Consider the following 14,514-nt stretch of genomic DNA (forward strand, 5'->3'; position numbering starts at 1 on the left):
CCTTAACCGATGGTGGAGTTCTTCAACAGTTTCTTCAGATCGGACATCTGCGCTTTGTAATCATGCTCTGAAGTGAAATACAGCATGATGTTGCCAAACGGGTCGACCACAAACACCGGATGATCGGTAAGATCGTTTGCCGGGACGCGCGAAACAAGCGCCTGAGATAAATCACTCATGCGGACACCGCTGGTGTTCAGTTGCGGATACTCAGTACCCAGCGCTGCACTAACATCCGTGTTGGTCATCAACACCCGCTGAATTCTGGGTTGGTACTTACCCAGCGCGATGTGCATTTGCCGTTGCGTATAGACCTTGTCCAGACACGCCTGAGTGCAGTTCGGCGAGAACTGAATCAGCTGCCATTGTCGTTCATCGGTGATTTCAACCGGTGCCAAGCCAAAGTCGGTCACTGATAAAACCGGGTCCAATAACGTACCGTTGTTGGACGTTTCTTCGGGAATCAACCAACCACTGAAATACAGAGCGCTCGAACTGATGACGACCAGAATAGGGGTCAGCAGAATAATCAGCAGCTGCGTTTTACTGTACTTAACTGCGGGTGTCGCCGTGTCAGAATTCACTCGTTCTTTCCTCGTTGCTTGTTATTGTTTTGACCGCTCGCTTTTGAGTCCGAGGAGCGGAAACCGGCATACAAAAACATACTTAGTAAAGCCACCGCCATGGCAAACCATTGCACCGCATATGCCCGGTGTTTAGCGGGTGTCATGACAGACGGCTGCCATATCACCGGACCGACGCCTACGGCCTCGGCGTCATTCAGTTGAGCAAAACCTAACGGGCGATGCCCGGTTTGCTGTTGCACCCAGTCGGTGGTCATGGCCTGAACAACCCAGACATCCGATTGGTCGGCGTGACGCACGTTTGCCTGTTCATCCAGTACCGCATTGGTTGGTGGCATTCGCCAGGTGATTGCCTGCTGCACAATCGCCGGCGGCAAGGTCAGCTCCGGGAGCTGCTGACGCTCCGCCGAGCCGGCAACCCAGCCCAGCGACAACATCACCGACCCTTCCGCCGTATGGGCCAGACCAAAGACTTCGTAACCAAACTGTCCATCCCGGGTTTTATTGTCGAGCAAGAACACGGGCGTTGACTGTACCCGGCCAGATATCACTGACTGCTGATTCAACGGAACCTGACCGGCTTCTATCTGTGATAATTCAATGGTTTCCGCCTGCTGAGCCAGCAACTGTTCTTTTTCCGTTGCTCTGTTAAGCTGCCAAACGCCCAAAGATACAAACAAGGGCAAAAACACAACAACAAAAAACCAAAGAGGCTTGCCGGGATGGAACCGTTGAGTCGAACGCTGATGGGGAGAGCCTATGCTGTTCAAAGTCATCCTGATACTGCTGATTCTGGCCATGCTGGTGTCATTATCGGGCGCACTGAAATCTCTGTTTACTGACCGGGACGACGCCCAAAACCAATCAAATACGTTTAAGTGGCTGGTGATCCGGGTCAGTTTGGCCGTGGCGATTATTCTGGTGACAGCCATTGGTTTTTTTATGGGTGAGCTGACCATGGGAGCGCCATGGACAGGGCGCTATTGAGCCCCGTCCAATCACACCGACGTTACAGGATATACACAAAGACAAACAGGCAAACCCAGACCACATCGACAAAGTGCCAATACCAGGCGGACGCTTTAAAGCCAAAGTGATCTTCTGGCTCAAAATGGCCGCGCAATGAGCGGAAAAACTGCACAATCAACATGAAGGTCCCGATGGTCACATGCGCACCATGGAAGCCCGTCAACATGAAAAACGTGGATCCATAAATGCCCGAAGCCAGTGTCAGCCCCAGATGCGAATAAGCTTCGATGTATTCTTCTGCCTGGAAAAACAAAAACACCAGACCGAGCACGATGGTTGCACCCAGCCAGATGTTCAGTTGCTTGCGTTTGCCAGCTTCCAGGGCATGGTGAGCGATGGTCAACGTCACCGAAGACGTCACCAGAATCAGGGTGTTGATCAACGGCAAATGCCACGGGTTAATTACATCGTGTGGCGGAACAAAGGCATCGTTATCCGGGTTGCTTAACATCGGCCAGCTGTATTCAAAGCCTTCCCACAGCATATTGGTCACGCCCTTGGCTCCTTCGCCACCAATCCATGGGCCAACAAAGGTTCGCAGATAAAACAGCGCGCCAAAGAACGCGAAAAAGAACATCACTTCCGAGAAAATAAACCAGCTCATGCCCCAGACATAAGAACGGTTCAGCTGGTCACCGACCAGTCCGGCATGATTCTCTTTGATGATCGCCGAAAACCACTGGTACAAAACAAACGCAAGACCTAGAAAACCGATGAACATAATCCATTCACCATTGGAGTCATGCCCCTGTGTCATAGCGTTGAACATGGACCCTGCGCCATAAACCATCAGAAACATGGCTAATGCGGTATAGATCGGCAAGCGACTCTGAGCCGGTACAAAATAGTGCTCGTGTTCGCTCGCGTGATTGTCGCTGGTTGCGGACATAGCTCTCTCCACTGTTATTGTTGTTATCCTTCGAAGCGTTTCACTTCATTTTATTCGGTTCCAACGACCCCACGATGCCGGTCGTCGATCAACTTAATCACCCGGTTTTCCAATTGTTATTTATCCAACCGCGCCGTTCCGGATGCGGTTGTCACATCAAATAACGAGTACGTCAACGTTATGGTCTTCACCCAATCCGGCAGGTCCGGATCAATCTGAAACACCAACCCCATCTCGGTGTCTTCACCCGATGCCAGTGGCTGCTGGTTAAAGCAGAAACACTCGGTTTTCAGAAAATAGTTGGTCGCTTCAAACGGCGTCAGACTGGGCACGGCCTGCGCCACCATATCCCGACGACTGGCGTTTTTAGCGTAATAGCTCACCTGAATCAGCTCACCCGGGTGAGCAATGACTTCGGTCTGCACCGGACGAAACTGCCACGACATGGTGGCGTTATTGGTCGCCAGAAACTGAACACGAATGGGCCGGTCGGTCTGGACTTCAAACGGCTGCGCTTCCGCCGTTTCGAACGTACTGCCGGTAATACCGGTCCATTCACAGATCAGGTAATACATCGGTCGCAGCACGTAAAACACGAACAGCACCATCGCGACGACGACCGCAAGGGAGGTCAGCACGACTTTCAGATGCGATTTCGGTGCGTCAGTCTGCTCAGTCATAACACCCCTCAGTCCACTTTCGGTGGCGTATCAAAGGTATGGAATGGTGCCGGTGACGGTACCGTCCATTCTAGGCCTTCTGCACCATCCCAGGGTTTTGCTTTTGCTTTTTTACCCGCCACGATGGTGTGGATGACGATAAACAGGAACAACAGCTGGCTGGCACCAAACAAAAAGGCGCCAATGCTGGAGACCATATTAAAGTCGGCAAACTGCACGGCATAATCCGGAATTCGGCGTGGCATGCCCGCCAACCCGATAAAATGCTGCGGGAAGAACGTGACGTTGACACCGACAAAACTCAACCAGAAGTGGGTTTTGCCCAGCGTTTCGTTGTACATCCGCCCTGACCATTTCGGCAGCCAGTAATAGGCCGCTGCCATGATCGAGAACACGGCACCCGGCACCAGCACGTAGTGGAAGTGCGCGACCACAAAGTACGTATCGTGATACTGGAAATCGGCCGGAGCGACGGCCAACATCAGGCCGGAAAAACCGCCGATGGTAAACAGGACAACAAACGCAATGGAAAACAGCATGGGCGTTTCAAACGTCAATGAACCACGGAACATCGTCGTTACCCAGTTAAACACCTTCACGCCGGTCGGTACCGCAATGAGCATCGTGGCGATCATAAAGAACAGCTCGCCAGCGAATGGAATCCCTACGGTAAACATATGGTGAGCCCAGACGATGAAGCTCAGAAAAGCAATCGACGCGGTGGCGTAAACCATGGAGCTGTAACCAAACAGTTTCTTACGGGAAAACGCCGGAATGATCGCCGAAACCACGCCAAAGGCCGGCAAAATCATAATGTACACTTCTGGGTGACCGAAGAACCAGAACACGTGCTGGAACAGCACCGGCGAACCACCACCGGCAGCATCAAAAAATGCCGTCCCGAAGTGAATGTCCATCAGCATCATGGTGACCACGCCAGCCAGTACCGGCATCACCGCTATCAGCAGGAAGGCCGTAATCAACCAGGTCCAGACAAACAGCGGCAGCTTCATCCAGGTCATGCCCGGAGCGCGCATGTTGATAATGGTCGCAATCACGTTGATCGCACCCATGATCGAACTGGCACCCATGATGTGCACGGCAAAGATAAAAAAGGTCACACTGGGCGGCGCATAGGTCGTCGACAAGGGGGCGTAGAATGTCCAGCCGAAGTTCGGTGCACCGCCTTCCATAAACAGCGTGCTCGCCAGCATGGCGAAGGCAAATGGCAGAATCCAGAACGACAGGTTATTCATCCGCGGCAACGCCATATCCGGCGCACCAATCATCAGCGGAATCATCCAGTTAGCCAGACCGACAAACGCCGGCATGACCGCCCCGAAGACCATCACCAAACCGTGCATGGTCGTCATCTGGTTAAAGAACGCCGGTTCCACCAGTTGCAATCCGGGCTGGAACAGCTCTGCCCGAATCACCATGGCAAAAACGCCACCGAGGAAGAACATGGCAAATGAGAACCACAGGTAGAGCGTTCCGATATCCTTGTGGTTGGTCGAAAACAGCCAGCGGGCAAGACCCTTCGCCGGACCGTGATGTGCGTGATCGTCGTGATGATCGTGAGTCGTCGTAGTCATCAGAGCTCTCCTTATTGGCCGGCGTTGTAGTTAAGAATATCGACCGGGGTCACCATATCTCCGGTGTCATTACCCCAGGCGTTACGCTCGTAGGTAATCACCGCGGCCAGGTCCACTTCGCTTAGCTGGGGACCAAAGGCAGCCATCGCCGGGTTCTGGGCGGACCCATTCACCACGATGTCGATGTGCGCCATGACATCGCCAGTCGCAATCGGGCTGTCTTTTAATGCCGGGAAGGTTGGTGGTAAGCCCTCACCATTGGCCTGGTGACAGGACGCACAGTTTTTCTGATAAACCGACTCACCTACTTCCATCAGTTCGTCATAGGTCCAGTCTTTCTGAGTCAGCTCAGCCAGTTTGGCGGCTTCTTCTTTTTTACCGGCCATCCACTCGTCGAACTCGGCCTGTGGCAGCGCCTGCACCACCACCGGCATAAAGCCATGGTCTTTACCGCATAACTCGGTGCACTGACCTCGGTAAATGCCGGGCTCGTTAATAATGGTCCAGGACTCATTGACGATGCCGGGAATGGCGTCTTTCTTGACCCCTAGCTGTGGCACCCACCAGCTGTGAATCACGTCTGCAGCGGTCAGGACAAAGCGAACCTTAGAACCAACGGGCAGAACCAGAGGCTCATCAACTTCAAGCAAATAGTTTTCGCCTTTGTCCGTACGGTTTCTGATTTGTTCCGCAGGTGTCGCCAGATTGGAAAAGTAACTGACCTGCTGCGTTGGATCGTCGGATAGATAGGTGTAACGCCACTTCCACTGGTAACCGACGATTTCGACGGTCAGCTCAGAATCTTCAAAGTCGTACATGTTTTTCAGCACCGGGAATGCCTGAATGCCGATATACACAATGATGGCCGCTGGAATCAGCGTCCAGGCAAGCTCCACGGCGGTGCTCTCATGGAAATTATCGGCGACCGCGCCTTTTGACCGCCGATGCTTGATGATGGAGTAAAACATGACGCCGAAAACGACAACGCCGATGCCAACACACACCCAGAACGTCAGCATATGCAGGCTGTATACCTGATCGCTGATGTCTGTCACTCCCTGTGGCATATTCAACGTCCAGTCGGCCTGCGTGACAGCAGACAACAGGACGGCGAATAATGCCACGCCGCCTTTGAGCAGCTTGCTAGGCATATTTCACCTCTTTCTTGTTTTTATTGTTAGGGCTTAAACCGCGGACAGCAGTACTCTCTCCGGTACTCCGTCGGCAAACCGGTTAAGATTGTTACCAAACCAGTATAAACAGTGTTTTTTTCAAATCCCAAGCATCAAAATGTCTTAGAAAGAAGAATGTCCACTCTTTTCTTTGAAAAAAGTGACTTAAAACAATGACTTAACTCAAAAAAGAAAAGAATAATTTTTTATGACCGACTCTCGTGAACGTCACGAACTGAGAAACACGTTTGAAAAAACCTGGGCACTGGCCTGGCCCGTCATCTTAGCCAATCTGTCGTTACCCCTGCTCAGTCTGGCCGACGCGGCCATTCTCGGGCACCTGCCGGATCCTGTTTTTCTGGCCGGGGTCACGGCAGCGGGCAGTCTGATGGCGTATGTGTTCTTTGGCTTTAACTTTCTCAGCATGGGCCTGAGCGGCTTTACCTCGCAAGCCATGGGCCGCGAAGCCTACAGCGATGTTTTGCAGGTGCTCAAACGCTACCTTCTGGTCGCGTCTGTGTTGATCGTGCTGACCTTATTTGCTCACCCCTGGCTCATTCAGGCGGGTGTCTGGTTAATCTCGCCACCGGCCGGCGTCGCCGAACAATCAACGCTCTATCTGCAAATCCGCATGTGGGGTGTCCCGGCCATTGTGCTCAACATCACCTTACTGGGCTTTTTTATCGGCATGCAGAACACCCGTGTCAGCCTGTACTCGCTGAGCCTTACCCAGTTAATGAACATCGGCCTCAACGCGCTGCTGGTGTTTGGCTTTGATCTGGCGACGGCCGGCATTGCCATTGGCACCGTCATCAGCGAATACCTCGGACTGCTATTGGTTCTCTGGCACCTTCGCCGTACTCTGCTTGAGCTGACGCCGAAATCAGACCCTGATCAGTCAACGCTCAGCTTCCGGTGGTCTGACTATCGACCCATTTTCAAAGTCAGCCGCCATCTGTTTATTCGTACGTTTGTGTTGTTGTCATCCTTTGTTTGGTTCAATCGGTTAACCGCTGAGTTCGGCGAGCTGGCATTGGCCGCCAATGGCGTGTTGCTGGCTTTCTTCACGTTAATTTCGCATTTTCTGGACGGTACCGCCGCCGCGGCGGAGGCTCAAACCGGCCATGCGTTCGGCGAAGGCAACCCGCAACGTCTGAAACAAATCTGGACCGTTAGCGGCATATTGAATCTGGGATTTATGGGTCTGCTCAGTGCGCTCTTCTGGTTATGTGGCAACCTGTTTATCGATGTGCTCTCGGAGCAACCTGCGGTCATCGCCTACGCAGAACAGCAGTTAAGATGGGTCGTTTTATTGCCGCTATCCGGCGGTCTGGCCTTCTGGTTGGATGGTGTATTTATTGGCGCCCGGCGCTCGAAGGATATGCGCAACTCCGTTGTCAGTGCCTTTGTTCTGTTCGTCTGCCTGACACTACTGTGGGGGCACAACCACTCCGCTCTGTGGGTCTGCTTCAATGCTTTTTTTGCGGTTCGTTCGGTTTGGCTGTTGACGGTTTTTTACAAAAAACTCTGGCCTTAAACATCGTAAACCGGGGTATTGCACTAAACTTGTGCCAACGCTTTACGGTCTTTGACTGCACGACGTGGTCATTCTCCGTTTACCCGGACAATTGCCATGCCTTTCAAACCACAGTCGACCACTACAACGTCACATCCTTTAGCTCAACAGGTGCGATTGTGTATCGACCCCTTGTGTCAAAACACACGAGCTGACCCAACGCTGAGCGTGGTCATTCACCGATACGTTCGGATGTTGTCTCTCTCGCCTCCGGATTCCGCTGTCGACACTGAACGTAAGCTCTATCAGCTTGTTCTGGGCTACAGTCAAAGTCTGCCGTCCGTCATGGAGGCGTTTGATCAAGGCTGCCAACAGTACCAATGGCATCAGGTGGGTGAGAACGCCCTGTTCATCATTGCACAGTATTTTCAGAATGATTCGACAACGTCGACCGTCAAAGGGTTATTGTCGGTTCAGGACTCGGTGTTTTTTGGACATCGACTGATTGAGGAACTGCACGATCATCTGATGTGTCACTGCGGTCATCCGGTGTTGCCCTGGAACATGACGAAGACGAACTTATTGATGCATCAGTTTATCGGGCAGTCGTTCGCCGCCCAGTTGGAAGTGACGGCAATGGAGTTGACCGAAAAGCTGATGAAGCAGACACCTGACGACGTCACAACAGATAAACCGAGCCACCAAGAAGCCCCGTGGCCCTGCTTTTTTGAACAATACGATCTGAATGTCAGCGCCTGGCCTACGTCCGGTTCACACGCGATGTTTAACCCAGGTCGTTAACCAACAGCTCTTCGACTCGCTTGGCGCGAATCTCCAACTGTTCCGAAGTCTTGGCACTGATTGTCAGATGCGCGATCTTCCGACCAGGTCGCTCTGCTTTGGTGTAATCGTGCCAGTGAACCCCGGGCACTTTCAGGATATCCGCAATCGGCGGGCGCTGACCGATGATGTTATACATGACCACAGGACCAACCAGATCGGTGGCACCCAACGGCAACCCCAGTACGGCGCGAACGTGATTTTCGAACTGACTGCATCGAGCGCCTTCAATGGTCCAGTGTCCGGAATTATGCACTCGCGGTGCAATCTCATTCGCGATCAGTTCATCCCCTCGGACAAAGAACTCAAACGCCATGGTGCCGACATAGTCCAGCGCATCCATTACGGCTTTGACAGCATTCTCAGCCACGGTCTGCAAGGGAGAAAGCGGCATGGGTTCACTGCGATACAGCATCCCCTGGCGATGCTCATTTACAACCACCGGATAAAATACAGACTGCCCGGTCTGGGAACGAACGCCAATGCAGGAGATTTCAAACTCAAAATCGATAAAGCCTTCCAGAATCATCGGTACTGAACCCAGTTCATCAAAGGTACCTACCAGATCGGCCCGTGAGCGCAGCACTTTCTGACCTTTACCGTCATATCCCAGCGTTCGGGTTTTCAACACACAGGGAAACCCGACTCGCTCAGCGCCGGCTTCCAAACTGTCCTGATCGTCCACCAGCGCCAACGGTGGCGTGCGAATCCCCAGAGATTGAAACAAAGATTTTTCATGCCAGCGATCGCGGGCAACGCGCAACGCTTCGGCAGGCGGATACACAGGCTTTTGCTCTGAAAGCGCCTCAACCGTCTCCGGCGGCACGTTTTCAAATTCAAAGGTGACGGCATCGACCGATCGGGCTAACTCGCCAGCCGCAGTTGAATCGTCAAATGCGGCCGTGATCAGCTGACCCACGTCACCGGCACACGCATCGTCAGCTGGATCCATTAATATCGTTTTAACGCCCAAAGGCGACGCCGCCTGAGCCATCATGCGCCCTAACTGACCACCACCGACTATGCCCAACTTCATTAGTCTTCTCCCGGAATCGGACGAGCCAGAACCTGATCCGTCTGCGTCTGTCGGAACTGCTGCAACCGTTCTTTAACGCCGTCATCCTGCAGCGACAAAATACTCGCCGCCATCAGTGCCGCATTCACAGCACCCGCACGACCGATGGCCAGCGTACCCGTCGGAATACCCGCCGGCATCTGCACAATACTGAGCAATGAATCGACACCGCTGAGCATTGAGCTCTGTACCGGCACACCGAGCACCGGCAGATGCGTTTTCGCCGCACACATACCAGGAAGATGAGCCGCGCCACCGGCACCGGCGATAATCACCTGCAAACCCTGGTCATCGGCATTGGCCGCGTAGTCGAACAGCAGATCCGGCGTACGGTGCGCGGAGACGACCCGGCATTCGTGTGGAATGCCAAGCGTTGTCAGCGTGTCAGAGGTGTGTTTCATTGTTGCCCAGTCCGACTGGGATCCCATAATGACACCAACTACGGCATCGCGGTTTGCTTCACTCACCGGCCTTTTCCTTAATCAGGGTTTGAGTATTCGGACGACCTGAACGGTATCGTCTGACGGAGCAGGAGCTTCGGGGGTCACCCGGGTCTTCATTTCTTTCGGGGTGTTCACGACGGTACTGAGCCGATCCGTAAAGCCGCACTCAACGCACTCACGAATCATCACTTTTTCAGTCTCGTCCTCAGACGCCATGATGCTGTCCTGAGTTCCGCATTTCGGGCAAACCACCCCGGCAATAAATCGTTTTTTCATAATGCCCCGTCGGTAAAGCCGCGTAGTATACCGACCGTACCGCTGTCCGTCATGGCGAATAAGCTGCCTAAACGGTCAGTTCTGCAGTCGATTTACCCACGCCGTTCATGTGAATTATCGTTGGGTCGCCATCCGGGTTCGGCTAGTTTAGCGATGCCTTATGTTATACTGACCCGAATGTGATTGGATACCACCACGGTGGTGAAACGCCAAGTCGCGCTGCTGCCCAAAAACAATCATTACGCAATGTCCGCTGGTATGGAGCTGTTATGACGTCCAGAAAATCCCGATGGTTTGAAACTCCCTCTTCCGGTTTCGGATACGCCGGTCGTTTCTACCTGAAGGTCTTTCAGTCGCTGCAACAGGAAGAATCTCTGGCACTCGATGCAACGCTCCCGCCCATGAAAACCAGCTGGTTTTTGGACGAAAAAAAGCATGCAGCCTGGATGTCGCTGGTGAACTACGACGGCACGGCCCCTCAGGCCTTTACGTTCAGCGCGCCCGCCGGTGTCTGGGCGCTGATGCAGGTTTTGAAAGAAATCGGTATAAGCTTTTCACGCATCATGCACATGAGCAGCCGGCTATTGATGCTTCACCCCGAAGGCTTCCGGGTCAATCAACATTACAGCACTTATGTTCATTATTTGGGCGCACGCCCTCACAGCAAACGAGCGGTGCTCATCCGATTCCAATCGGTGGTTAAGGATGTCACCGGGCGTGATGTGATGACCCTTGAAGATGAACTCTATGTGGCCGGGCTGGATGAAGACTTTGTTGCGAGTTTGAACCTGACCGAAGAACCATTGCCCAAACGGCGTGCGAAATCAGAGCTGAAGGACAACTCATTGGCCGATCGCATTCCGCTGACCATCAGTCGCGGCATGGGGCAAAAGTATGGAAAACTGTCCGGCGATTTGAACCCGCTACACATTTCCACGCTTGGTGCGAAACTGTTCGGACATAAAAAATCCTTTGTACAGGGTCTGTGCACGCTCAATCTCATTATTGCCCGACTGGGCGAACACTGGAATGGCAGCATCCGCTCCATGGACATTGAGTTTGTGCGTCCGGTTGCTCAACCCTCAACACCGACACTGGTCTGTACATTGGACCATTTCGAACTGTTGGATAAAGAGGGGAACCTGCTGGTACGCGGACAGTACATTTATGGCTGATCGGTTGGCGGAATCTCTTCCAACAGCTGGCCATCTAACCACCGGGTCAGATCGCTTACGCCGTCTTTTTTCAGTGCACTGAACATCTGCGCATCCAGCCAGGGCGCCCGGGTCTGCAACTGATTACGAACTTTCAGCCAGGTGCTCTTGGCCGGGCCGCGTTTCAGCTTGTCTGCCTTGGTCAAAAGTGCCAGCAACGGCATTTCTGTTTCGACCGCCCAATCGATGATCATCTGGTCAAATTCTGTCATCGGGTGTCGAATGTCCATAACCAGAACCAATCCTCTCAGACTCAACCGTTCTGCCAGATATTCACCGATGTGTTCTTCCCAGTCCTGCTTCATGTTCCGGTTAACTTTGGCATAACCATAGCCGGGCAAATCGACCAACCGGTGTTCGTCACTGCTGAGGGTAAAAAAGTTCAATAACTGAGTTCGACCCGGAGTCTTCGAGGTTCGGGCAAGTTTTGAGTTACGCGTCAGCGCGTTGAGTGCGGAACTCTTCCCGGCGTTGGATCGCCCGGCAAAGGCGACTTCAGCCCCGGTATCGGTCGGGCACTGACTGAATTTTGCCGCACTGGTCAGAAACTGTGCGGAGTCATACTTTAGGCTCATGCGTTAACTCAGTAATAAATATCCGGCGCACAGTGTAACGAAAAACCCGATTCACAGCCCCTTCAATTTGTCCGCCTCTATCGGATTACCGGGACATTTCTTCTATTCAGCCCGCGACATCTATATACTACGGCCAATTTCAGATCGGCGTTCGTGCTGGTCGGGCCTTACAACAAGATTAAGTACGCAGGATTCGTCATGAAGAAACTGATCGTTAGCCTTTTCGTTATTGCCGGTCTGTCCGGGTTCACACACGCTGCGGGTGACGCTGAAGCCGGTGAAGCATTAACGGCAGTCTGCGCAGGTTGCCACGGAGCAGACGGTAACAGCGCTGTCGGAACATTTCCAAAACTGGCCGGCCAGGGTGAGCCCTACTTATTAAAACAGCTGATGGACGTCAAAAGCGGTAATCGCGTTATTCTGACCATGAGCGGCCTGCTCGACCCCTTCACCGATCAGCAGCTTGAAGACATTGCAGCCTACTACGCTTCCCAAACCATTCAGGTGGGTGAAGCCGATCCTGCACTGGTTGAGTTAGGTGAATCACTCTATAAAGCGGGTAATGCCGAAACCGGTGTACCGGCCTGCAGCGGTTGTCACTCTCCAACAGGCCAGGGCAACTCTGTTGGTGGTTTCCCGGCACTGGGCGGACAACATGCTGAGTATACGGCTTCACAGTTGATGAAGTTTGCCCGCGGTTACCGTGCTGAAGAACCGGCTGATGATGTTCGTACAAACGATGGCGACGCCATGATGATGCGCAGCATCGCTTTCCGCTTGAAAGACTTCGAGATCGAAGCGCTCGCCAGCTACATTCAAGGCCTTCACTAAGTCGATTCAGGCGACGTTCAGTCGCCGTAAAGATACTGAAAAACGAGCCAGACACCGTCTGTCTCGTTTTTTTTTGAATTATAGTTCGGCACACAGACAAACTGACGTCCGCATGCGCGGGCCAACCTGATGGGGAAATATCCATGATAAAACGCATGCTCACGCTGAGCCTGATCACTCTGCTGTCTTTGACCGCCTGGGCCGAGGAAGACACACGATACCAAGAAGGCGTGCACTACACCGTCCTCAGCAACCCGCTCAAAACAACCTATCGCGGCGATGAGATTGGCGAGATTATGGAGTTTTTCAGCTACAGCTGTATTCATTGTTATAACTTCGAGCCCGCCATCGAGCGCTTCCTGGACGAAAAGCCGGACAACATCCGCTTTACTCAGGTGCCGGTGATGTTCAACCCGCGTAACGAACCGGAAGTTCGCGCTTACTACGTCGCTCAGGTGCTGAAAATTGGGGAAGAGGCGAATCGTGAAATCTTCAACACCATTCACCGTGAACGCCGTGCCCTGCGCACAGATGCTCAGTTCGCTCAACTGTTCGAAGACAAGCTGGGCGTCGATGAAGAAAAGTACATGAACACGGCCTATTCCTTTGGCGTCGATCCCATGGTACAAAAATCCGTACAACTGACCGGTAACAGCCGTATCGGTGGTACGCCAACCATCATCGCCAATGGCAAATACGTTATTGATTCCGGTGCTGTCGGCAGCAACGAAATGGCACTCTATGTAGCCAAATATCTCATTGAGCGCGATGCTCAACAGCAGTAATACCGCTCCTGAAGACCGGCACGAACGGATGCCGGTCTTTCCCCTCTATTTACCCAACAACCCCTCTATGACCTGCTAAACTTCTTTGAGACACACTTAAGTTCTGAGCAATCTACATGCGTCTGTCGGGTTATCAAAAGCAAAAACCGCCGGTTCATCTCGAACCCTGGCATCACTATCTGCATGGTGATCCCAGTGAACGTGAAAACACCCTGAAACTGCTGTCTTACAACATCCAGGTAGGCATACACACTCGCCGTTATCACGATTATCTGCTGCGGTCGTGGCAGCACTTTCTACCGCACCATCGCCGGGAAAATAATCTTCAACAGATCGCCGAGCTCATTCGTCATTTCGATCTGATCGCATTACAGGAAGTCGATGGCGGCAGTTTCCGAAGTCAGTTCACTAACCAGATTCATTACCTTGCTAAAGCGGCCGATAAACAATTCTGGCATCAACAGCTAAACCGTAATCTGGGCCGTATGGCTCAGCACAGCAACGGTGTCATAGGTGATGTCACGCCCGTGCGCGTCAGCAATCACGCCTTGCCCGGCATTAAAGGCCGCGGCGCCATCGCCTTTGAACTCGGTGAAAAGGATCCACTGATCATTGTCATAGCCCATTTAGCTTTGGGGAAAAAACATCAGGATCTGCAACTGAAATACATTCGAAACATCATCCGCCAGTACAACCACGCAATCATCATGGGTGATCTCAACACAGACAGTCTGCGTATACTGTACGACTCACCCCTGCACGACTGTGGTTTAAAGGCCTCTCACGCGCGCGCGACCTATCCGAGCTGGCAGCCAAGCAAATGCCTGGACCAGATTCTGGTCAGTCAGCACATCATCATCCACAAAGTGGGCGTCTTGGACTTTATGATGTCTGATCACCTGCCCGTCGCCATCGAGATTGAACTGCCCAACGCTTAGGTCAGACCACTTTACCTATGACACCTGACAATCCAGACCCGTTTGAGTCAGCTATACTTCGCCACAAAATAA

Annotated in this window: 17 protein-coding genes; 7 read left to right on the forward strand and 10 right to left on the reverse strand. The window is 52.8% G+C overall.

The annotated features are described in order from the left end of the window. Positions 1–2 precede the first annotated feature (2 nt). Both MED297_RS19985 and MED297_RS19990 read right to left on the reverse strand, forming a co-directional pair. On the reverse strand, positions 3–584 hold the full coding sequence (locus MED297_RS19985; RefSeq protein WP_008048266.1) for a hypothetical protein: 582 nt from the start codon (positions 582–584) through the stop codon (positions 3–5). Beyond that, positions 581–1,360 carry an SURF1 family protein gene (locus MED297_RS19990; protein WP_161599323.1) on the reverse strand — a complete coding sequence of 260 codons (780 nt, stop codon included), beginning with the start codon at positions 1,358–1,360 and terminating at the stop codon, positions 581–583. The genes MED297_RS19985 and MED297_RS19990 overlap by 4 nt, the downstream gene beginning before the upstream one ends. Here MED297_RS19990 and MED297_RS19995 point away from each other — a divergent pair. After that, a complete protein-coding gene (locus tag MED297_RS19995; RefSeq protein ID WP_008048268.1) occupies positions 1,344–1,571 on the forward strand; it encodes a DUF2909 family protein in 228 nt (75 codons plus the stop codon). The two genes, MED297_RS19990 and MED297_RS19995, sit on opposite strands and share 17 nt — an antisense overlap. A gap of 22 nt (positions 1,572–1,593) precedes the next feature. On the opposite strand, the gene MED297_RS20000 is transcribed toward MED297_RS19995, so the two are convergent. From MED297_RS20000 to coxB, 4 genes are all read right to left on the reverse strand, one after another. Continuing rightward, a complete protein-coding gene (locus tag MED297_RS20000; RefSeq protein WP_008048269.1) occupies positions 1,594–2,502 on the reverse strand; it encodes a cytochrome c oxidase subunit 3 in 909 nt (302 codons plus the stop codon). A gap of 116 nt (positions 2,503–2,618) precedes the next feature. Next, complete coding sequence (locus tag MED297_RS20005) at positions 2,619–3,182, reverse strand: cytochrome c oxidase assembly protein (RefSeq protein ID WP_008048271.1); 564 nt, start codon at positions 3,180–3,182, stop codon at positions 2,619–2,621. Between the two features lie 8 nt (positions 3,183–3,190). Further along, positions 3,191–4,777 carry a cytochrome c oxidase subunit I gene (ctaD, locus tag MED297_RS20010; RefSeq protein ID WP_008048273.1) on the reverse strand — a complete coding sequence of 529 codons (1,587 nt, stop codon included), beginning with the start codon at positions 4,775–4,777 and terminating at the stop codon, positions 3,191–3,193. Positions 4,778–4,788: 11 nt separating this feature from the next. Further along, positions 4,789–5,928, reverse strand: coding sequence for a cytochrome c oxidase subunit II (gene coxB, locus MED297_RS20015; protein WP_008048274.1), 1,140 nt, complete (start codon positions 5,926–5,928; stop codon positions 4,789–4,791). Positions 5,929–6,157: 229 nt separating this feature from the next. Between coxB and MED297_RS20020 the strand changes: the two genes are divergently transcribed. After that, entirely contained in the window at positions 6,158–7,486 is a 1,329-nt protein-coding gene (locus MED297_RS20020) for an MATE family efflux transporter (RefSeq protein WP_008048276.1), read from the forward strand. A 96-nt stretch (positions 7,487–7,582) separates the two neighbouring features. Further along, positions 7,583–8,266, forward strand: coding sequence for a hypothetical protein (locus tag MED297_RS20025; RefSeq protein WP_154651023.1), 684 nt, complete (start codon positions 7,583–7,585; stop codon positions 8,264–8,266). Here the strand turns inward: MED297_RS20025 and MED297_RS20030 are convergent. Genes MED297_RS20030 through MED297_RS20040 form a run of 3 tightly spaced genes read right to left on the reverse strand, consistent with a single transcriptional unit; the run spans position 8,250 to position 10,099 of the window. Then, positions 8,250–9,341: a 5-(carboxyamino)imidazole ribonucleotide synthase gene (locus MED297_RS20030; protein ID WP_008048286.1), complete on the reverse strand. Its 1,092-nt coding sequence runs from the start codon at positions 9,339–9,341 to the stop codon at positions 8,250–8,252. The genes MED297_RS20025 and MED297_RS20030 overlap by 17 nt on opposite strands. After that, the gene (gene purE / locus MED297_RS20035) at positions 9,341–9,808 is read right to left on the reverse strand and encodes a 5-(carboxyamino)imidazole ribonucleotide mutase (RefSeq protein ID WP_040557784.1); all 468 of its coding nucleotides are present in this window, start codon (positions 9,806–9,808) and stop codon (positions 9,341–9,343) included. The genes MED297_RS20030 and purE overlap by 1 nt, the downstream gene beginning before the upstream one ends. 54 nt (positions 9,809–9,862) lie before the next feature. After that, positions 9,863–10,099, reverse strand: coding sequence for a YheV family putative zinc ribbon protein (locus MED297_RS20040; RefSeq protein ID WP_008048290.1), 237 nt, complete (start codon positions 10,097–10,099; stop codon positions 9,863–9,865). Positions 10,100–10,368: 269 nt separating this feature from the next. Here MED297_RS20040 and MED297_RS20045 point away from each other — a divergent pair, with 269 nt between their 5' ends. Further along, a complete protein-coding gene (locus MED297_RS20045) occupies positions 10,369–11,274 on the forward strand; it encodes a MaoC family dehydratase (RefSeq protein ID WP_008048291.1) in 906 nt (301 codons plus the stop codon). Here the strand turns inward: MED297_RS20045 and yihA are convergent. After that, the gene (gene yihA / locus MED297_RS20050) at positions 11,265–11,888 is read right to left on the reverse strand and encodes a ribosome biogenesis GTP-binding protein YihA/YsxC (RefSeq protein WP_008048292.1); all 624 of its coding nucleotides are present in this window, start codon (positions 11,886–11,888) and stop codon (positions 11,265–11,267) included. The two genes, MED297_RS20045 and yihA, sit on opposite strands and share 10 nt — an antisense overlap. Before the next feature lie 198 nt (positions 11,889–12,086). Here yihA and MED297_RS20055 point away from each other — a divergent pair, with 198 nt between their 5' ends. The 3 genes from MED297_RS20055 (at position 12,087) to MED297_RS20065 (ending at position 14,442) form a co-directional block, all read left to right on the forward strand. Then, on the forward strand, positions 12,087–12,719 hold the full coding sequence (locus MED297_RS20055) for a c-type cytochrome (protein WP_008048293.1): 633 nt from the start codon (positions 12,087–12,089) through the stop codon (positions 12,717–12,719). Positions 12,720–12,862: 143 nt separating this feature from the next. Next, the gene (locus MED297_RS20060; RefSeq protein ID WP_040557728.1) at positions 12,863–13,504 is read left to right on the forward strand and encodes a thiol:disulfide interchange protein DsbA/DsbL; all 642 of its coding nucleotides are present in this window, start codon (positions 12,863–12,865) and stop codon (positions 13,502–13,504) included. 116 nt (positions 13,505–13,620) lie between these two features. Next, a complete protein-coding gene (locus tag MED297_RS20065) occupies positions 13,621–14,442 on the forward strand; it encodes an endonuclease/exonuclease/phosphatase family protein (protein ID WP_008048295.1) in 822 nt (273 codons plus the stop codon). Positions 14,443–14,514 lie beyond the last annotated feature (72 nt).

The organism is Reinekea blandensis MED297 (assembly GCF_000153185.1).
Taxonomy (GTDB): domain Bacteria; phylum Pseudomonadota; class Gammaproteobacteria; order Pseudomonadales; family Natronospirillaceae; genus Reinekea; species Reinekea blandensis.

What these genes read in the sequence shown, in the direction of transcription:
- coxB (WP_008048274.1), bottom strand. Translation starts at nt 5,928, where the DNA reads ATGCCTAGCAAGCTGCTCAAAGGCGGCGTGGCATTATTCGCCGTCCTG.
- MED297_RS20025 (WP_154651023.1), top strand. Translation starts at nt 7,583, where the DNA reads ATGCCTTTCAAACCACAGTCGACCACTACAACGTCACATCCTTTAGCT.
- MED297_RS20005 (WP_008048271.1), bottom strand. Translation starts at nt 3,182, where the DNA reads ATGACTGAGCAGACTGACGCACCGAAATCGCATCTGAAAGTCGTGCTG.
- MED297_RS20045 (WP_008048291.1), top strand. Translation starts at nt 10,369, where the DNA reads ATGACGTCCAGAAAATCCCGATGGTTTGAAACTCCCTCTTCCGGTTTC.
- MED297_RS20065 (WP_008048295.1), top strand. Translation starts at nt 13,621, where the DNA reads ATGCGTCTGTCGGGTTATCAAAAGCAAAAACCGCCGGTTCATCTCGAA.
- MED297_RS20040 (WP_008048290.1), bottom strand. Translation starts at nt 10,099, where the DNA reads ATGAAAAAACGATTTATTGCCGGGGTGGTTTGCCCGAAATGCGGAACT.
- yihA (WP_008048292.1), bottom strand. Translation starts at nt 11,888, where the DNA reads ATGAGCCTAAAGTATGACTCCGCACAGTTTCTGACCAGTGCGGCAAAA.
- MED297_RS20030 (WP_008048286.1), bottom strand. Translation starts at nt 9,341, where the DNA reads ATGAAGTTGGGCATAGTCGGTGGTGGTCAGTTAGGGCGCATGATGGCT.
- ctaD (WP_008048273.1), bottom strand. Translation starts at nt 4,777, where the DNA reads ATGACTACGACGACTCACGATCATCACGACGATCACGCACATCACGGT.
- MED297_RS20060 (WP_040557728.1), top strand. Translation starts at nt 12,863, where the DNA reads ATGATAAAACGCATGCTCACGCTGAGCCTGATCACTCTGCTGTCTTTG.
- MED297_RS20000 (WP_008048269.1), bottom strand. Translation starts at nt 2,502, where the DNA reads ATGTCCGCAACCAGCGACAATCACGCGAGCGAACACGAGCACTATTTT.
- purE (WP_040557784.1), bottom strand. Translation starts at nt 9,808, where the DNA reads ATGGGATCCCAGTCGGACTGGGCAACAATGAAACACACCTCTGACACG.
- MED297_RS20020 (WP_008048276.1), top strand. Translation starts at nt 6,158, where the DNA reads ATGACCGACTCTCGTGAACGTCACGAACTGAGAAACACGTTTGAAAAA.
- MED297_RS20055 (WP_008048293.1), top strand. Translation starts at nt 12,087, where the DNA reads ATGAAGAAACTGATCGTTAGCCTTTTCGTTATTGCCGGTCTGTCCGGG.
- MED297_RS19995 (WP_008048268.1), top strand. Translation starts at nt 1,344, where the DNA reads ATGCTGTTCAAAGTCATCCTGATACTGCTGATTCTGGCCATGCTGGTG.
- MED297_RS19990 (WP_161599323.1), bottom strand. Translation starts at nt 1,360, where the DNA reads ATGACTTTGAACAGCATAGGCTCTCCCCATCAGCGTTCGACTCAACGG.